This window comes from Pseudomonas sp. Marseille-Q5115, from assembly GCF_916618905.1.
GTDB classification, from domain to species: Bacteria; Pseudomonadota; Gammaproteobacteria; order Pseudomonadales; family Pseudomonadaceae; genus Aquipseudomonas; species Aquipseudomonas japonica_A.
Genome location: NZ_CAKAKI010000001.1, coordinates 3,831,113 through 3,847,500, shown reverse-complemented (window position 1 = coordinate 3,847,500; position 16,388 = coordinate 3,831,113). Strand labels below are relative to the sequence as shown.

Annotated in this window: 12 protein-coding genes, 3 tRNA genes and 3 rRNA genes (1 of these 18 cut by a window edge); 11 read left to right on the top strand and 7 right to left on the bottom strand. The window is 59.7% G+C overall.

Features of this window, described 5'->3' with window-relative positions; genetic code table 11:
- The 5 genes from LG385_RS17635 to rrf all read left to right on the top strand — a co-directional run.
- Nucleotides 1–247: ribosomal RNA gene (locus LG385_RS17635) — 16S ribosomal RNA — on the top strand; it begins 1,290 nt to the left of the window's first position.
- 79 nt (nucleotides 248–326) lie between these two features.
- Nucleotides 327–403 (top strand) — tRNA-Ile (locus LG385_RS17630).
- 7 nt (nucleotides 404–410) lie between these two features.
- Nucleotides 411–486: transfer RNA gene (locus LG385_RS17625), tRNA-Ala, on the top strand.
- A 236-nt stretch (nucleotides 487–722) separates the two neighbouring features.
- Nucleotides 723–3,610: ribosomal RNA gene (locus LG385_RS17620) — 23S ribosomal RNA — on the top strand.
- 125 nt (nucleotides 3,611–3,735) lie between these two features.
- A 5S ribosomal RNA gene (gene rrf / locus LG385_RS17615) occupies nucleotides 3,736–3,851 on the top strand.
- The 16S, 23S and 5S rRNA genes sit together here with 2 tRNA genes alongside, the layout of an rRNA operon.
- A gap of 141 nt (nucleotides 3,852–3,992) precedes the next feature.
- Here the strand turns inward: rrf and mksF are convergent.
- The 3 genes from mksF to mksB are packed head-to-tail and all read right to left on the bottom strand — an operon-like array spanning nucleotide 3,993 to nucleotide 8,759.
- Nucleotides 3,993–6,824 (bottom strand): Mks condensin complex protein MksF, encoded by a 2,832-nt coding sequence (mksF, locus tag LG385_RS17610; RefSeq protein WP_225775303.1) that lies wholly within the window; start codon nucleotides 6,822–6,824, stop codon nucleotides 3,993–3,995.
- A complete protein-coding gene (mksE, locus tag LG385_RS17605; RefSeq protein WP_225775302.1) occupies nucleotides 6,821–7,486 on the bottom strand; it encodes an Mks condensin complex protein MksE in 666 nt (221 codons plus the stop codon). The genes mksF and mksE overlap by 4 nt, the downstream gene beginning before the upstream one ends.
- On the bottom strand, nucleotides 7,476–8,759 hold the full coding sequence (gene mksB, locus LG385_RS17600; RefSeq protein WP_225775301.1) for an Mks condensin complex protein MksB: 1,284 nt from the start codon (nucleotides 8,757–8,759) through the stop codon (nucleotides 7,476–7,478). Before mksB ends, mksE begins: the two co-directional genes overlap by 11 nt.
- 159 nt (nucleotides 8,760–8,918) lie before the next feature.
- On the opposite strand from mksB, the gene LG385_RS17595 reads away from it, so the two are divergent.
- The gene (locus tag LG385_RS17595) at nucleotides 8,919–9,707 is read left to right on the top strand and encodes an energy transducer TonB (protein ID WP_225775300.1); all 789 of its coding nucleotides are present in this window, start codon (nucleotides 8,919–8,921) and stop codon (nucleotides 9,705–9,707) included.
- Nucleotides 9,704–10,153, top strand: a complete 450-nt coding sequence (gene rimI, locus LG385_RS17590; protein WP_181121718.1) for a ribosomal protein S18-alanine N-acetyltransferase — start codon at nucleotides 9,704–9,706, stop codon at nucleotides 10,151–10,153. Before LG385_RS17595 ends, rimI begins: the two co-directional genes overlap by 4 nt.
- 12 nt (nucleotides 10,154–10,165) lie before the next feature.
- Here rimI and LG385_RS17585 read toward each other — a convergent pair whose 3' ends face one another.
- Nucleotides 10,166–10,591 carry a serine kinase/phosphatase gene (locus tag LG385_RS17585; RefSeq protein ID WP_181116974.1) on the bottom strand — a complete coding sequence of 142 codons (426 nt, stop codon included), beginning with the start codon at nucleotides 10,589–10,591 and terminating at the stop codon, nucleotides 10,166–10,168.
- A gap of 133 nt (nucleotides 10,592–10,724) precedes the next feature.
- Here LG385_RS17585 and can point away from each other — a divergent pair, with 133 nt between their 5' ends.
- The 3 genes from can to LG385_RS17570 all read left to right on the top strand — a co-directional run bounded on the left by can (nucleotide 10,725) and on the right by LG385_RS17570 (nucleotide 12,551).
- The gene (can, locus tag LG385_RS17580) at nucleotides 10,725–11,363 is read left to right on the top strand and encodes a carbonate dehydratase (RefSeq protein WP_225775299.1); all 639 of its coding nucleotides are present in this window, start codon (nucleotides 10,725–10,727) and stop codon (nucleotides 11,361–11,363) included.
- 85 nt (nucleotides 11,364–11,448) lie between these two features.
- Nucleotides 11,449–11,970, top strand: a complete 522-nt coding sequence (gene sodC / locus LG385_RS17575; protein WP_225775298.1) for a superoxide dismutase family protein — start codon at nucleotides 11,449–11,451, stop codon at nucleotides 11,968–11,970.
- Between the two features lie 5 nt (nucleotides 11,971–11,975).
- Entirely contained in the window at nucleotides 11,976–12,551 is a 576-nt protein-coding gene (locus LG385_RS17570; RefSeq protein WP_225775297.1) for a D-Ala-D-Ala carboxypeptidase family metallohydrolase, read from the top strand.
- Between the two features lie 49 nt (nucleotides 12,552–12,600).
- On the opposite strand, the gene LG385_RS17565 is transcribed toward LG385_RS17570, so the two are convergent.
- Complete coding sequence (locus tag LG385_RS17565) at nucleotides 12,601–13,542, bottom strand: 2-hydroxyacid dehydrogenase (protein WP_225775296.1); 942 nt, start codon at nucleotides 13,540–13,542, stop codon at nucleotides 12,601–12,603.
- 133 nt (nucleotides 13,543–13,675) lie between these two features.
- Between LG385_RS17565 and LG385_RS17560 the strand changes: the two genes are divergently transcribed.
- A complete protein-coding gene (locus LG385_RS17560) occupies nucleotides 13,676–14,371 on the top strand; it encodes a TerC family protein (protein ID WP_225775295.1) in 696 nt (231 codons plus the stop codon).
- Here LG385_RS17560 and LG385_RS17555 read toward each other — a convergent pair whose 3' ends face one another.
- Both LG385_RS17555 and LG385_RS17550 read right to left on the bottom strand, forming a co-directional pair.
- The gene (locus tag LG385_RS17555) at nucleotides 14,372–16,057 is read right to left on the bottom strand and encodes an acid phosphatase (RefSeq protein ID WP_225775294.1); all 1,686 of its coding nucleotides are present in this window, start codon (nucleotides 16,055–16,057) and stop codon (nucleotides 14,372–14,374) included.
- Between the two features lie 207 nt (nucleotides 16,058–16,264).
- Nucleotides 16,265–16,341 (bottom strand) — tRNA-Met (locus LG385_RS17550).
- Nucleotides 16,342–16,388: the final 47 nt, after the last annotated feature.

Below are 16,388 nucleotides of genomic sequence, written 5' to 3'. Positions count from 1 at the left end.
CGTAGTCCGGATCGCAGTCTGCAACTCGACTGCGTGAAGTCGGAATCGCTAGTAATCGCGAATCAGAACGTCGCGGTGAATACGTTCCCGGGCCTTGTACACACCGCCCGTCACACCATGGGAGTGGGTTGCACCAGAAGTAGCTAGTCTAACCTTCGGGGGGACGGTTACCACGGTGTGATTCATGACTGGGGTGAAGTCGTAACAAGGTAGCCGTAGGGGAACCTGCGGCTGGATCACCTCCTTAATCGACGACACAGCCGCCCATAAGCACCCACACGAATTGCTTGATTCCTTGTAAAAGACGATTAGGTTCAGATCTAACTGGGTCTGTAGCTCAGTTGGTTAGAGCGCACCCCTGATAAGGGTGAGGTCGGCAGTTCGAATCTGCCCAGACCCACCAGTTGTTTGGGGCCATAGCTCAGCTGGGAGAGCGCCTGCCTTGCACGCAGGAGGTCAGCGGTTCGATCCCGCTTGGCTCCACCACCTTCATCGGTCAAAGCTTAGAAATGAGCATTCCCTCGGTTCGAGGCCTGAATGTTGATTTCTGATCTTTTTCAGAATCGTTCTTTAAAAATTTGGGTATGTGATAGAAAGATAGACTGGACAGCACTTTCACTGGTGTGTGTTCAGGCTAAGGTAAAATTTGTGAGTTGAATCGCGAATTTTCGGCGAATGTTGTCTTCACCACCGTACGATCCCGAGATTGCTTGGGGTTATATGGTCAAGTGAATAAGCGCATACGGTGGATGCCTTGGCAGTCAGAGGCGATGAAAGACGTGGTAGCCTGCGATAAGCTTCGGGGAGTCGGCAAACAGACTTTGATCCGGAGATCTCTGAATGGGGGAACCCACTCAGCACAAGCTGAGTATCTTGTACTGAATCCATAGGTGCAAGAGGCGAACCAGGGGAACTGAAACATCTAAGTACCCTGAGGAAAAGAAATCAACCGAGATTCCCTTAGTAGTGGCGAGCGAACGGGGACCAGCCCTTAAGTTGATTTGAGATTAGCGGAACGCTCTGGAAAGTGCGGCCATAGTGGGTGATAGCCCTGTACGCGAAAATCTCTTGTCAATGAAATCGAGTAGGACGGAGCACGAGAAACTTTGTCTGAACATGGGGGGACCATCCTCCAAGGCTAAATACTACTGACTGACCGATAGTGAACCAGTACCGTGAGGGAAAGGCGAAAAGAACCCCGGAGAGGGGAGTGAAATAGATCCTGAAACCGTATGCGTACAAGCAGTGGGAGCAGACTTGTTCTGTGACTGCGTACCTTTTGTATAATGGGTCAGCGACTTATATTCAGTGGCGAGCTTAACCGAATAGGGGAGGCGTAGCGAAAGCGAGTCTTAATAGGGCGTTTAGTCGCTGGGTATAGACCCGAAACCGGGCGATCTATCCATGGGCAGGTTGAAGGTTAGGTAACACTGACTGGAGGACCGAACCGACTACCGTTGAAAAGTTAGCGGATGACCTGTGGATCGGAGTGAAAGGCTAATCAAGCTCGGAGATAGCTGGTTCTCCTCGAAAGCTATTTAGGTAGCGCCTCATGTATCACTGTAGGGGGTAGAGCACTGTTTCGGCTAGGGGGTCATCCCGACTTACCAAACCGATGCAAACTCCGAATACCTACAAGTGCCGAGCATGGGAGACACACGGCGGGTGCTAACGTCCGTCGTGAAAAGGGAAACAACCCAGACCGTCAGCTAAGGTCCCAAAGTTATGGTTAAGTGGGAAACGATGTGGGAAGGCTTAGACAGCTAGGAGGTTGGCTTAGAAGCAGCCACCCTTTAAAGAAAGCGTAATAGCTCACTAGTCGAGTCGGCCTGCGCGGAAGATGTAACGGGGCTCAAACCATACACCGAAGCTACGGGTGTCACGCAAGTGACGCGGTAGAGGAGCGTTCTGTAAGCCTGTGAAGGTCAGTTGAGAAGCTGGCTGGAGGTATCAGAAGTGCGAATGCTGACATGAGTAACGACAATGCGAGTGAAAAACTCGCACGCCGAAAAACCAAGGTTTCCTGCGCAACGTTAATCGACGCAGGGTTAGTCGGTCCCTAAGGCGAGGCTGAAAAGCGTAGTCGATGGAAAACAGGTTAATATTCCTGTACTTCTGGTTACTGCGATGGAGGGACGGAGAAGGCTAGGCCAGCCTGGCGTTGGTTGTCCAGGTTTAAGGTGGTAGGCTGGGATCTTAGGTAAATCCGGGATCCCTAGGCCGAGAGCTGATGACGAGTGCCTTCGGGCATGAAGTGGTCGATGCCATGCTTCCAGGAAAAGCTTCTAAGCTTCAGGTAACCAGGAACCGTACCCCAAACCGACACAGGTGGTTGGGTAGAGAATACCAAGGCGCTTGAGAGAACTCGGGTGAAGGAACTAGGCAAAATGGCACCGTAACTTCGGGAGAAGGTGCGCCGGCGAAGGTGAAGGGCTTGCCCCGTAAGCTTTTGCCGGTCGAAGATACCAGGCCGCTGCGACTGTTTATTAAAAACACAGCACTCTGCAAACACGAAAGTGGACGTATAGGGTGTGACGCCTGCCCGGTGCCGGAAGGTTAATTGATGGGGTTAGCGCAAGCGAAGCTCTTGATCGAAGCCCCGGTAAACGGCGGCCGTAACTATAACGGTCCTAAGGTAGCGAAATTCCTTGTCGGGTAAGTTCCGACCTGCACGAATGGCGTAACGATGGCGGCGCTGTCTCCACCCGAGACTCAGTGAAATTGAAATCGCTGTGAAGATGCAGTGTATCCGCGGCTAGACGGAAAGACCCCGTGAACCTTTACTATAGCTTTGCACTGGACTTTGAGCTTGCTTGTGTAGGATAGGTGGGAGGCTATGAAGCGTGGACGCCAGTCTGCGTGGAGCCATCCTTGAAATACCACCCTGGCAACCTTGAGGTTCTAACTCAGGTCCGTTATCCGGATCGAGGACAGTGTATGGTGGGTAGTTTGACTGGGGCGGTCTCCTCCCAAAGAGTAACGGAGGAGTACGAAGGTGCGCTCAGACCGGTCGGAAATCGGTCGTAGAGTATAAAGGCAAAAGCGCGCTTGACTGCGAGACAGACACGTCGAGCAGGTACGAAAGTAGGTCTTAGTGATCCGGTGGTTCTGTATGGAAGGGCCATCGCTCAACGGATAAAAGGTACTCCGGGGATAACAGGCTGATACCGCCCAAGAGTTCATATCGACGGCGGTGTTTGGCACCTCGATGTCGGCTCATCACATCCTGGGGCTGAAGCCGGTCCCAAGGGTATGGCTGTTCGCCATTTAAAGTGGTACGCGAGCTGGGTTTAGAACGTCGTGAGACAGTTCGGTCCCTATCTGCCGTGGACGTTTGAGATTTGAGAGGGGCTGCTCCTAGTACGAGAGGACCGGAGTGGACGAACCTCTGGTGTTCCGGTTGTCACGCCAGTGGCATTGCCGGGTAGCTATGTTCGGAAGAGATAACCGCTGAAAGCATCTAAGCGGGAAACTTGCCTCAAGATGAGATCTCACTGGAGCCTTGAGCTCCCTGAAGGGCCGTCGAAGACTACGACGTTGATAGGTGGGGTGTGTAAGCGCTGTGAGGCGTTGAGCTAACCCATACTAATTGCCCGTGAGGCTTGACCATATAACACCCAAGCAATCTGTGTAAGCACAGAGCGCGGCGGTGAAGACACACCGAAAATTGGCGACATCACAAACATCACATACCCAGATTCGCGACCACGTGCAAACGGGGCCGCTACCGAATTTCTTGACGACCATAGAGCATTGGAACCACCTGATCCCATCCCGAACTCAGCAGTGAAACGATGCATCGCCGATGGTAGTGTGGGGTTTCCCCATGTGAGAGTAGGTCATCGTCAAGATTCAAACCCAGAACCCCTGATCGCCTCGCGATCGGGGGTTTTGTCTTTTCTGTACCCCTAAAAAATTACGCTCCCTTCCAGCCCCAGAAGCGCACGCAAAAAAAGCCCCGCACACGGCGGGGCATATGAGCCGTCAGCGCTTCAAACTATTGCCTCTGCGGCCTTGAGTAACTCTGCAGCTGGATGCTCGTCATGGCGGCGAATGATCTTCCAGTCCGCCTCGTCGATGTAAATGCCATTGGGCCCGCTTCCTCCTTCCAGATCGATCGCTACCCGAGCCGAAACCTGTGGTTTGACCGAGGCGAGGATAGGCGTGAACCCCAAGTGCTGGCTGGTCTCGAGCAGTGCCATCTGGTTGCGGTCGTCTATGTCCGCCGCTTCGTCCAGGTAATAAGGCAGACGGATCTTGCCAGCCCGCTCCCGATCCATAAGGTGCAGCAACAGGTACATATTGGTGAGCGCCTTGATGGTCATGGTGGTGCCGTTTGATGCTGCCCCGTCAATGTCCGTGTGCAACACCGGCTGCCCATGTACCTTGGTGATCTCGAAAGCCAGTTCGAACAGGTCTTTCAGGCCCAGCTGGTTATGGTTGGCTGCGACGAGCCTGGCCAGATACTCTTTTGCCTCCTCGTTCTTGCTGTCTTGCTCAGCGCTTTGGCTGAGGTCGAACACAGAAAGCGTTTCGCCCTCTTCATATTGCCCGGCGCTGTAGATGATCTGGTCGATGTGTTTGAGTGCTTCCTTGTTCGGCGCAAGCACGATACGGAAGCTTTCCAGGTTCGAAACCTGCCTGCGGTTGATCTCGCGGTTGAACAAGCCCAGTTGATGTTCAAGGCTGTCGTAGTCGCTGCGGATGTTGCGCAAGGTGCGTGCGATATCCGTGACCGCAGCGCGGCGTGCCTTGCCCAAGGTAAGGGCTTCGTCCTGGCGGTGGGCATACGCATTGATCAACAGCTGCAGGCGTCGCTCGGTGTCCTCCTCACTATCGAACTTGGCGACACCCTTGAGGCGGACCTGCGCATACAGCGCTTCGATCTGCCCATCCACGCGCAGCAATGCCTGCCAGCTGTCTTGATAGTCGTTAAGCAGGGGCAAGAGATTGTCCATGCTGTCATCTACCGGCTCCATGAACGGTGTCCCGAATGGCAGGTCGGCAGGCAGCAACTGACGGCGGCGCAATGTGTCGTCAAGGGTGCGCTGCTGCGATTCAAGGTCTCCCAGTTGGCGGCTTACCAGTTGAAGCTTGGCCGCCAGCTGCTGCACGCGCTCGGCGAACGCATCGCTGGATCGCTTCAGGTCATCCTGCGCGGCCTCCATTTGGGCCAGTTGTTCCAGCTTGGCAGGCTCCTCGGCTGCGAGGGTCTGCGCCCTGCGGAAATCTTCCAGCGCTTTCTGTGCGTCCAGTACTTGCTGATACAACGCGTCTGCCTGAGCCTTGCTCGCGACCCTGTCCGAGGTAACCGTTTGCTGGGTTTTCAGCTGACGCAGTTCCTTGTCGAGGCGGTCTTTCTGATCCCTCAATGCCGCGCGATCTGCCAAGGCTTGCAGGGCCGGAACTTCGATCGAGGAAAGATCGATGGAAAGGCCTGGCACTTCGAAGCGATCGCCCTTGAACTGATCCAGCATCGCCTCGAGCGTTTTGACCCAGGCGTCACTGCCTTGGAGGTCAATGCCTTTCTCGCCCAAGGGCAGGGTGAACAGCGCGCCGTTGAACACACGCATCAGCCGCTCCACATCCTGCTGTGAGAACTCCTCACGCAAGCGCGCATAGCTGTTGTTGTCCGCATGGTCCAGCTGCTGCTTCACGGACTTCAACCGGCTTTCCAGTTCGCGCACGCGGGCTTCCAGGTCATCGCTGCTGAACTGCCTCGCGTGGGCCAATGCCCCTGCGAGTTCGTCGTGGGCATCCTTGGCGACTAACAGTTGCTGCTCAAGTACACGGGCATCGTCTACCAAGGCGAAGCGATGGCGCAGTACGGACAGCTCACCCAGCCACCGCTGCACGCCAGTGATTTCCCGCTCCAGGCGCATCAGCTCCTGAGTGGTCCCCCGCTGGTCGTTCTGCAATACGTCCTGCTGGCTACGATAATGCTCAGCCTGAACCACCAGTTCTTCCTTGCGATCCTGTGCGTAGGCCTGCCAGGTGCCGAGCAGCGCGTCGAGAACAGGCGATAGCCGATGCAGTTTGCCGCGCAGCTGATCACGCTGGCGCACCCCGTTGGCTAACGCTTCAACCAGAGGGCCGGCGGCAACCAGCGCATGGTAGTCCTGCTCCATGCGGCGGACATCGCGGAACGCTTCCTCGCAAGCCGCAATATAGTCCACGCTCCCGGAGCGAAGGCTGTGCTCGAAAGCATCAAGGAACAGCTGCTTGAGCTTGGCCGCGGTAATTTCTCGCATGTGCAGCAAGTTGATGAACAGCGCACGGAACGTCTTCAGGCTTTGCTCACTAGTAGAGCGCAGCGGGATGAGCGTAAGGTCCAGCGGAATGGACGTATGGCCGCCCACCAGCAGCCGACGTAGCTCGTCGGGCTTTACTTCATAGGCCTTGATGCCATGGCGGTCCAGGTTGGCGAACAGCTCTTTCTGGCGCAGGCAGGTATCGTCTTTCTGGTAATGGGCAAGGTCCAGCGCGCCGGCATAGGCGAAGAACTGATGGCCGAATCCACCGCCCGGGCCGCGGCCCACTACGCCGATCACATGGGGCCCGTGGGGGAGCAGAACCTCACACAGGATGTAGCTGGTGTCACTGGCAAAGTAGAACTTGCGAGACTGCTCCAGGCTGTATTTGCCAAAGCTCATGTCCGACATGCGTGCCAGGATCGGGAACTGCAGGGCGTTGATCGAGGCGCTCTTGCCGAGATTGTTCGCGCCATACACTGACAGCGGGTGTTCAAGCGGGAACAGCCCCAAGCTATAACCAGCGGTGTTCAACAAGGCGAAGCGCCGAATGCCGTAGCGTTCCTGGCTCATGCTTGTAGCTCCTCTTGTTCATCGGCTATCGCGGCGGCAAGCGCGTGTTCCTCGTCCTCCTCGAAGCCACCTTCCAGAGTGTCGTCCACCAGAACAGGCGTTGGGAGCGGCAAGGCGCTATGAAGGCTGGCGGCAAGGTCACGGTCTTGCTGAACCGACAGGCACACATCAAGGAACCGATGCATGGGCGCAAGGAACCGGTAAACGCCGTTTTCTTCGTGAGTGAAGCCGAGCTGGGCCATGCGGCGCATGATCTTCTCTTCCAGCTCTTCGGCTGTTTGCACTTCCGCCTGACCGAACAGGTCCCGGTATTTCTCCAGCAGCCCGGGCAATTCATCCCGGCCCAGGCTCCCGCCGTCGAGCACACTGATCGGGTCGCGGCCTTGGTCTGCCAAGTGCTCCACCAGGATGAAGGTGAACAGCGAAAGCCGCTGTGCGGTTTTGTTTACCTGCGCCGCGGCCTGTTCGGGAACGAAGTAATAAAAGCCACGGGTATCGCATACCAGCTCAAAGCCCAGGGCGCGAAACAGCCCCCGATAGGCATCCTGGAAGTTCGACAGCTGTGCATACAGTTCCGGATCGCGCCGGCTGATATGAAAGCCTTTGAACAGCTCCCGGAATATCGGCGCCAGTTGGGTAAGTTCACTCAGGTCAAGATTCATCGGCAAGGCTCACGGGGGTCGCGCCGGCGGGTAAATCGGCGGGTGAAAACAGGGCGAAGGAGCGTAGGCTCACAAGGTGTTCATGGGTGGCATAGTCCTGCCGTTCCAGGCGTTGGCGAGCGAAGCGCTTGTCCCGGGACAGGCGTGAAAACCAGTACAGCAGCTCGTCGGTCTCGCCCTCGGGCTCCTGATCCAGCAGCCAGCGCATAAGGTCGGGCAACGGCAGGGCCTGTTCGCAACGGTCAAGCATTTCTCGAACTGTGCGTGGCGCCTTGCGCGTATCGCCCTGATCACTGGCTTTCTCGGATCGGGGGAAGCGCGCCGGGCGGGATTCGAACCGGGCCAGGGCATAGACGTAGGCTTCCACCTGGCTTGCGGTGCCCAGGAAATTGCTTTGTGGGCGGGTGAAGAGGGGGAGGGCTGCCTGGGGCACGGCTTCCAGCCCCTTACGGCGCATGGCGGCCAGCGCCAGCGCAGCGCCCCGGGTCACAGCGTTGTGCCGACGGGCTTCCTCTCGCAATGGCAGCAATAATTCCCGAGCATGGCGAAGCGTGAGCTGGGCACTGGTTTGCATTTCAAGAATACGCGCATGGGTACGCAACAACATGTCGTCATCAATCAGATGGCCCAGGCGCTGCTGTTCGCCCAGCAAGCGCAGCAATACGTTTTCCACCTTACGCACCCCTTGCTCGAAGGCGCCGTCGGCGTTCACCAGCTGGATCATCGGCTCTACATATTCGTCCCAGGTGGCTAGCACCTCGGCATAGCGCTGGCGGAGCGGGATCTGCCGGTCACTGGTCTTGGCGCGTTCGGCCACTGCGACCAGCGCCTGCTCGTCGTTGGCGAGCTTTTTGAGCACGTCACGCACACGCATGTCCAACAAACGCAATTGGCGCGCCAGGTCATTGCTGTCGCGGATGTCGAACGCATCTTGAATGTGCCCGGCAAGCCGTTCGAGGTGCCGCAGGTACGCTTCGATCTCCAGGCATAGCCCCAGCCGGTGCTCGCGCCGCAGGTAAGCCAGAAAGTCGTGGATCTGGGCGTTGAGCTCGAAGCGATTGGGGCTTTTTGCGACCGGAACGAGGATGTCCAGCCGAATCCACACGTCCAGCAAGGCCGTGATGTCCTGAGGCGTGCTGTCTCGCTGTTGCGCGGCCAATTGCACACGCAGCTCCGCGAGGCTCAAGGTGCCTTGGTCGAAACGCTCGCATAAGGGTTCGAGCAGGGCCCAGTGCTCGGCGAGGGCACGTAGCACCCGCTTGGGTTCGATCATGGGATGGCCGCCTGGTTGCCAGAAAAAGGCCGGATTGTAGCGCATCATCACGCCTGCGGCGGGTTCGCTGATGGCTGGGTGAGCTTGTCGCGTAGCGGTCGTGAATTATCGTCGCTCGCGGTAGAATCGCTGCCTTTACGGATCAACGATGAGCTGCCTGTGCTGAACGAACCCCGCCGCCGCGCCTACCTGGACGCCATGCAAGTGGTCCAGTGGTTGCCCCGTGCCGAGTTGCCGTTCGCCGCGCCGTCACGGGCCGAGCTGCTGGCCTGGGAAGCCCCGGCGCAACCCGAGGCGCATGCCCTGCAAAGCGTGTCCCCGGCGGCTGCCAAGGTAGCCACCGCGCCGAACCCGTCGCCAACCGAGCGCCCACGGCCCGAACTACCGCGCCCAGCGGCGCTGGCCAAACCCGCCAAACCCGCTGAGGTCGCGCCTGCTCCTGCGGTCAAGGCATCCAAGCCGGCTGTGGTGGCGCCTCGCTTCGCATTGCAGCTTTTGCGTGCCGGGGCCTGCCTGGTGCTGGTGGAGCTGCCCACTGGCGAGGCTTTCCAATCCAGGGACCCGGGCTACCTCCTGCTCAAGGACATGCTACGCGCCGCAGGCTTGCCCGACAGCCCGAGGCTGATCGGGGAGCCAGTACGCTGGCCGCTGTTGGCTAGGGGCAGCCTTGACCAGGGGCCGGAAGCAGCGCGGGATTTCGTGCAAGGCTTTATCTCCGTGCAACTGGAAACCGAGCCCTGCGATTGCATCTGGCTGGTCGGCCTGCCGGCGTTGCGCTACGCCGCCGACGCGAGTGAGTCCGCATTCTATAGCCTGGTGCGCATAGACGACCTTTGTGAGGGCTGGGCTTTGCCCGGCCTTGAAACCCTGATGGACGAACCGATGCGAAAAGCGGACGTCTGGCATGCGATGCGCCCGCTGATGGCGCGCTGGAAACCCGTGGAATGAATGACGCAGTAACGTTTCGCCCCATGACCGAGGCGGACCTGGACGCCGTACTCAAGATCGAATACGCCGCTTACACGCATCCCTGGACCCGAGGCATCTTCCTCGACGGGCTGAAAAGCTACGAAATCTGGCTCATGTTCGAGGGCCAGCAGTTGGTAGGGCACGGGGTGATTCACGTGATCATCGACGAGGCGCACCTGCTCAACCTCACCGTGAAGCCCGAGAATCAGGGCCGGGGCCTGGGCCTCAAACTGCTTGAACACCTGATGGATCGGGCACTGGCGCTCAATGGCCGGGAGTGCTTCCTGGAGGTTCGCGCAAGCAATCAGTCGGCGTATCGCCTGTATGATCGCTACGGTTTCAATGAAGTGGGCCGGCGGCGGGATTACTACCCTGCCGCCGGCGGCCGTGAGGATGCATTGGTTATGGCCTGCACCCTGATGTGACTGGCGTGCGGGTTATTCCGCTTCGCCATCCCACTTCTTGCCGTCTAGCGGGTCCAGGCGGGCCAGCTCCGCTTCGTCCAGCCCATCGCCGCCACCGATGTCATCCTCGTCCACCGGGTTGAGCTGCAAGTCGGCCGGCGCACCGCTCAATTCGGCCTCTTCAACCGATTCCGAGCCGTCTTCACGAATGAGCGTTTCAGGGCTCATGTCATCCATGGTCTGGTGGTGGTCGTCGGTCGATGCCCCAGTCAAGCCAGCTTCGTTGACTCGCTGCGGCGAAGCCATCGCTTCGTCTTCCAGGGCATCGCCCGTAAAGCCTGCCGGGCCATCGCCGTTCGGGTCATTGAAGTCCAGCGGGTGTACCGAGCCGATCCGGTCTTCGGTGGTGTCGATTTCGGAAGGTTCCGGCGCACCGTAGGGGCGTTGTGTGGGTTCCATGATTTTCCTCCGGTTATGGGCCTTGTAGGGTGGACTCGCCGCGCTTGCCAAGATTCAATCGAGCCGCCTTCCGCAACGTGACCCGGCCTGCCGAAGCGGAGTCATACTGGCGCATCACTCTCGAGGCCTGACCATGAACGACCTGCAAGAACTGATCGACAACAATGCCCGCTGGGCCGATGCCATTACCCAGCGCGACCCCGATTTTTTCGCCAAGTTGGCACGCCAACAAACGCCGGAATTCCTCTGGATCGGCTGTTCCGATGCACGCGTGCCCGCCAATGAGATCGTTGGCATGCTGCCAGGTGACCTCTTCGTGCACCGCAACGTGGCCAACGTGGTCCTGCACACCGACCTCAACTGCCTGTCGGTGATTCAGTACGCTGTGGACGTGCTGAAGGTGAAACACATCCTGGTGACCGGCCACTACGGTTGCGGTGGCGTACGGGCGTCAATGCAGGATCGCCAGTTGGGGCTGATCGATGGCTGGCTGCGCTCTATCCGCGACCTGTACTACGAGCACCGCCATACCCTTTCCTCGCTGCCAACCGAGGAAGAACGGGTAGACCGCATGTGCGAGCTGAACGTGATCCAGCAGGTGGCCAACGTGGCCCACACCAGCATCGTTCAAAATGCCTGGCACCGCGGGCAAAACCTGTCGGTTCATGGCTGCATCTACGGCATCAAGGACGGCCGCTGGAAGAGCCTGGACACCACCATCAGTGGCTTCGAGCAGTTGCCGCCTCAGTACCGGCTGCGCCCACTGACATAATTTGCCATCAAGCCGGGGCGAACCTTTTGGCGAAAACTCCACTAACGTGGACAAGACGCTCATGACAGGTAGCCCCGGAGGCACGATGAAAGCATATGGATGGTTCGCAGCCCTGCTGATTGCTGGCAGCGTAGGCGCGCAAGCAGCAAGCAAAGTAGTTACCCTCGAACTCGCCGGCCCGGAAGGGGCGCTGCAGTCGATCGGCGAGGTGAATGTCGAGGAGACGTCCTACGGGTTATTGTTCACCCCCCACCTCAAAGGTTTGCCCCCAGGTGTACATGGGTTTCATGTACACCAGAACGGTAGCTGCGCCCCGGCCATGAAGGACGGCAAGATGTCTGCGGCCGAAGCCGCTGGCGGGCATATGGACCCTGCCAAGACCGGCAAGCACCTGGGCCCCTATGGCGAAGGCCACCTGGGCGACCTGCCGGCCATTTACGTCAATGCCGACGGTACCGCCACGTATCCTGTGCTGGCGCCACGTTTGAAAGCCTTGAGCCAGGTCCAAGGGCATGCGTTGATGATCCATGCGGGGGGTGACAACCATGCCGACATGCCGCAACCGCTCGGTGGTGGCGGTGCTCGGGTAGCCTGCGGCGTATTGTGAAGGCCGTGATCGCCCTGGGGGTGGCGCTGCTGTTCGCCACCGCCGCTCAGGCTGATACCTCGAAAGATCCCGATCGAGGCCCTGCTCGGTTCAATGAGTGGGCTGCCTCCCATTCCGAGCGCATAAGTGCGTTTCAGCGTTATCTGCAACGCCGGGACGTGGGCGAGGTAGTGCCCATGTGGCAGTTACTCAGAACGGCCACTGATTGGCAGCGTTGCGGCGCCGAACCCTTCGGCATAGCCCCCGAGCCCCAATGGCCCGCGGTTGCCGATACCCTCGACTTGCTGAAAGCACTGAAAACACAACGTGTGCTGGGTGAATTCGAGGTGGCCTCGGCGTGGCGGGATGAAACCCTGAACCGTTGCGCGGGAGGATCAACCCGCAGCGCTCATGTGCGCAGCTTCGCAGTCGATCTGTTGCCCGGAGGCTCGGTAGACGGGTTGTGCAGGTTTTGGAAGGAGCAAGGCCAGGCGTGGCGAATGGGGCTGAGCCGCTACCCCTCCGGCCGGGTACACCTGGACACCGCTGGCTACCGAACCTGGGGCGAAGACTACAGCCAGCGCACATCCTTCTGCCGTTGACCCGTGCGCAAGCTTCGGCTGCGGCTACGCTTGTTCCAACAGTAGCCGTTTAGCCCAGCGGTACAGGCGTAAGCACCGGGCGCCCGGAAAAGTGTGCCAGCAGGTTTTGGGTGACCAGCTCCACAGTGGCCTTCACGGCATCGGGTGACAGGCCTGCCACATGAGGCGTGAGCACCACGTTCGGCAACGCCTTCAGCGATTCCGGCACGTTGGGCTCATCATCGAATACATCCAGACCGGCACCTGCCAGGTGCCCATTGCCCAATGCCCCCACCAGCGCAACGGTATCTACCACGCTGCCACGCGCAACGTTCACCAGAAGGCCTTGCGGCCCCAGCGCTTCGATCACACCGGCATCGACCAACTGGCGCGTACCCTCACCGCCGGGCGTGGCGATCATCAGCACGTCGCTGCTCTGCGCCAGGCTCCGAGCGTCGGCGAACCAGGTGTACTCCGCCTCGTTGCGCGGGCGGCGGCTGTGGTAGCCCACTGGCATGCCGAAGCCCAATGAGGCGCGCCGGGCAATGGCCATGCCCACTGCGCCCAGGCCAAGAATGCCCAGGCGCTTGCCAGCCAGCGACGGGCGCATCACCTTGCTCCATTCGCCACGGCGAACCGAGGCATCCGCGCGTGGAATATCGCGTACCACCGCCAGCAGCAGGGCCATGGCATGGTCTGCCACTGCCGACGCATTTACTCCTGCGCCATTGGTGACTACGATCCCGCGCGCCCGGGCAGCGGGCAGGTCCACGCGTTCGTAGCCCGCGCCGATCACCGTAATGATCTGCAGCTTGGGCAGTGCATCGATTTCGTGCGCTGTAAGCCCTAGCGGGCCACGCGTCAGTACGGCATCAATGGTCGCGCCGTGGGTTTCAATGGCGGCCTGGCGGGCCGACGGGGTGGTTGCCACGATCAATTCGAAGCCTGCGTTTTCCAGCATCGGCAGATATTCGCCAATGGTTTCTACCAATACCAATACGGTCGCGCTCATTCGCGGCTCTCCCTGCGTTCAATGTGCGAACTGTACCGCGCAGTGCCAGGTGGGGGGAGAAAATCCCGGTGCAAGCGGGTCACAGTCACTCGGGCTTACGAGCTCATCGGGTAACCGCTGACTGGAGGCAAGCATGGCGTGGATCGAGGATCCCGCGGTATGGACATCCCTACTGCAGATATTGGTGCTGGACTTGCTGCTGGGCGGTGATAACGCAGTGGTGATCGCCATGGCTTGCCGCCGGCTGCCGGCCGAGCGCAGGCGGCAGGCGATCTGGGCAGGTATGGCGGGTGCCGTAGCGCTTCGTGTGGTGCTGCTGTTCTTCGCCATGCACCTTCTGGCGCTTGCCTGGCTGAAGCTGGGCGCGGGGTTGCTGCTGCTGTGGATAGGCATCCGCCTGATCGCTTCGCCTGAAGAGGAGCCTCACGCCGTTGACGGCGGCACCCACCTGTTAGCCGCGATCAAGACGATTATCGTCGCCGATGCGGTGATGTCGCTGGATAACGTACTGGCCGTGGCCGCGGCCGGCCGGGGGAACCTCTACCTGGTGGCTGCTGGCGTGTTGCTGAGTATCCCTTTGATCATTTTCGGCAGCCGCGTGGTGCTGGCCTTGATGGAGCGTTTCCCGGTGATCGTTACCTTGGGAGGAGGGCTGATTGGCTGGATCGCGGTCAGCCTGGCCATGGCCGACCCCGTGCTTGAGCGCTGGGCGCCCGCACATGGGTCGGCCTTGCAGTACCTCGCCAGTGCGGCCGGTGCAGTGCTGGTGATGCTGCTAGGGATGGGCCTGTCCCGCTACCGGGCCCGGCAGCGGGTGAGTTCTACCTGATCACCGATTGAAGGTCAGGGCGTTGGTGAGGTCGCCCATCAAAGGCTGACCGCGCATCGCCATGGCCTTGTCTCGCTCCGCCAGGCCGTCCAGCTTCTCCAGATCGAATACACGGGTGATCAGCCGCAGGATGGACGCAGTATCGTAAACGGTATGGTCCACCGTGCCTTTACGCGCAAAGGGCGATATCACCAGCGCCGGAATGCGCGAACCCGGGCCCCAGCGGTCACCTTCGGGCGGCGCGACGTGGTCCCACCAGCCGCCGTTCTCATCCACCGTGACCACTACCACCATGTTCTTCCACTGGGGGCTTTCGCGCAGGGTTTTCACGACGCGCACAATGTGCCGGTCCCCGGACGTTACATCCGCATACCCGGCGTGCATGTTGAGGTTGCCCTGGGGCTTGTAGAACGTGACCGCGGGCAGCTTGCCGGCAGCTGCGTCCGCCAGGAAGTGGTTGCTGGAGGGATCGTCGCCCAGGCCGCCATCGCGCAGCCGCCGCTGACGCTCTTCGGGGTGCTCCGGGCCTTGCTGTACGAAATAGTTGAAGGGCTGGTGGTGGTACTGGAAGTTAGGGATCTTCGGAATGCCCGGCGAGTCCTTGAACTGGTCCAGGGTGGCCTGCCAGCCGCCAGCGTACCAGGCCCAGTCCACGCCCTTGCGCGACAGCTTGTCGCCGATATGGTCGTGGCGCTGGGGTACCAGCACGTTAGGAAGGTCGGGCTTTGAGTAATCCGGCCGGTCCGGGTCGCGAATCCAGGTGGGCCAGTAGGGCGGGGCGAGGGTATTGACCGCATACCCGTCCGGTGTGATCGCGCTGGGGCCGAACTGCGGTGGGCCTTGCATTGCGCTAGCGGGGGAAGCGGGCAGGGGCTTGAGCCGCGTGTCTGTCGGGTTGTCGCTCATCAGCGTTGCAATCTGCGACTTGGCTACCGAGGTGCTGGCATTGGGGTAAACAGGGGCGGTCGCGCTGATCAGGTACTGGTGGTTAAGGAAGGAACCGCCAAAAGCACCTTGGAAGAAGTTGTCACACAGCACGAATTCCTCGGCCAGGTCCCACAAGCGCAAGGCGTAGCGGCTTTGAGGGTAATAGCCCATGGTCAGGCCACCCGAATCCGCCCAAGCCACGAACTGGTCGTTCCGTCCGCCATTGATCTGCATCTGGTTCTGGTAGAACACATGCCACAAGTCGCGAGTGACCAAGCCCATGGGCAGGTCTTCCCCCTGAGGGCCCTTGAGCGGGAACGGCGCGTTGGGCAGGTTTTCCTGATACTGCACGCCGCTTGGGTAAGTCACGCCTTCTACTGTTTGCGGCCCTAGCTGCAACACGCCACCCCATGCGGGCGGCAGGTTCGTCAGCAAGCTGCCGTCACGGTCCCTCTGCTGGTAGTCGCCGGGCTTGAGCTTCGACAAAGGTTTTTCAGTGCCCGGGAAGTTCGCGAACAGGTTATTGAAGCTGCGATTCTCGGCGTAGATCACCACCACGGTTTTAACGTTGTCCCGCAGCGCATGGTTCAGCTCGGCAGGGGTAAGCGGGGCAGGCTGTGCAGGGGTTGCGCTCGAGGGTGTGCAACCGGCGAGGGCGCCCCCGGCACCGATTGCGGCCAGGCCACCCAAAAACCGGCGACGTGTGGACGAAAGGGCGGGTTTCTCGCTATCGAACGGGTCTTCAGGCTGATCGCTCATTGGGCTTCCGTAGGCATATCCAGAGGTGGCCCGGAACCTAGCAACGGAAGATGACGCTCAAGTGACAGCTTGAAGGCGCTGAGGAAGTTTCATATGGCCTTCAGGATCGGGCGAAGAATGCTTTTCGAGCGCCCACAAAAAAGCCCGCACGGGTGCGGGCTTCTCTGATGCTTCGATGACCAATATAACAGTGACCGAAACAGTGTTTGGTGGCTACACAGGGACTTGAACCCCGGACCCCAGCATTATGAATGCTATGCTCTAACCAACTGAGCTATGTAGCCAAGTGGCGCGCATTATTCGCGGAACCCGGGGGGCTGTCAAGCATTCG

Excerpts from the sequence above, each read along its gene's own strand:
- mksF (WP_225775303.1), bottom strand. The coding sequence starts at position 6,824 with ATGAGCCAGGAACGCTACGGCATTCGGCGCTTCGCCTTGTTGAACACC.
- mksE (WP_225775302.1), bottom strand. The coding sequence starts at position 7,486 with ATGAATCTTGACCTGAGTGAACTTACCCAACTGGCGCCGATATTCCGG.
- mksB (WP_225775301.1), bottom strand. The coding sequence starts at position 8,759 with ATGATCGAACCCAAGCGGGTGCTACGTGCCCTCGCCGAGCACTGGGCC.
- rimI (WP_181121718.1), top strand. The coding sequence starts at position 9,704 with ATGAATGACGCAGTAACGTTTCGCCCCATGACCGAGGCGGACCTGGAC.
- LG385_RS17585 (WP_181116974.1), bottom strand. The coding sequence starts at position 10,591 with ATGGAACCCACACAACGCCCCTACGGTGCGCCGGAACCTTCCGAAATC.
- can (WP_225775299.1), top strand. The coding sequence starts at position 10,725 with ATGAACGACCTGCAAGAACTGATCGACAACAATGCCCGCTGGGCCGAT.
- sodC (WP_225775298.1), top strand. The coding sequence starts at position 11,449 with ATGAAAGCATATGGATGGTTCGCAGCCCTGCTGATTGCTGGCAGCGTA.
- LG385_RS17565 (WP_225775296.1), bottom strand. The coding sequence starts at position 13,542 with ATGAGCGCGACCGTATTGGTATTGGTAGAAACCATTGGCGAATATCTG.
- LG385_RS17560 (WP_225775295.1), top strand. The coding sequence starts at position 13,676 with ATGGCGTGGATCGAGGATCCCGCGGTATGGACATCCCTACTGCAGATA.
- LG385_RS17555 (WP_225775294.1), bottom strand. The coding sequence starts at position 16,057 with ATGAGCGATCAGCCTGAAGACCCGTTCGATAGCGAGAAACCCGCCCTT.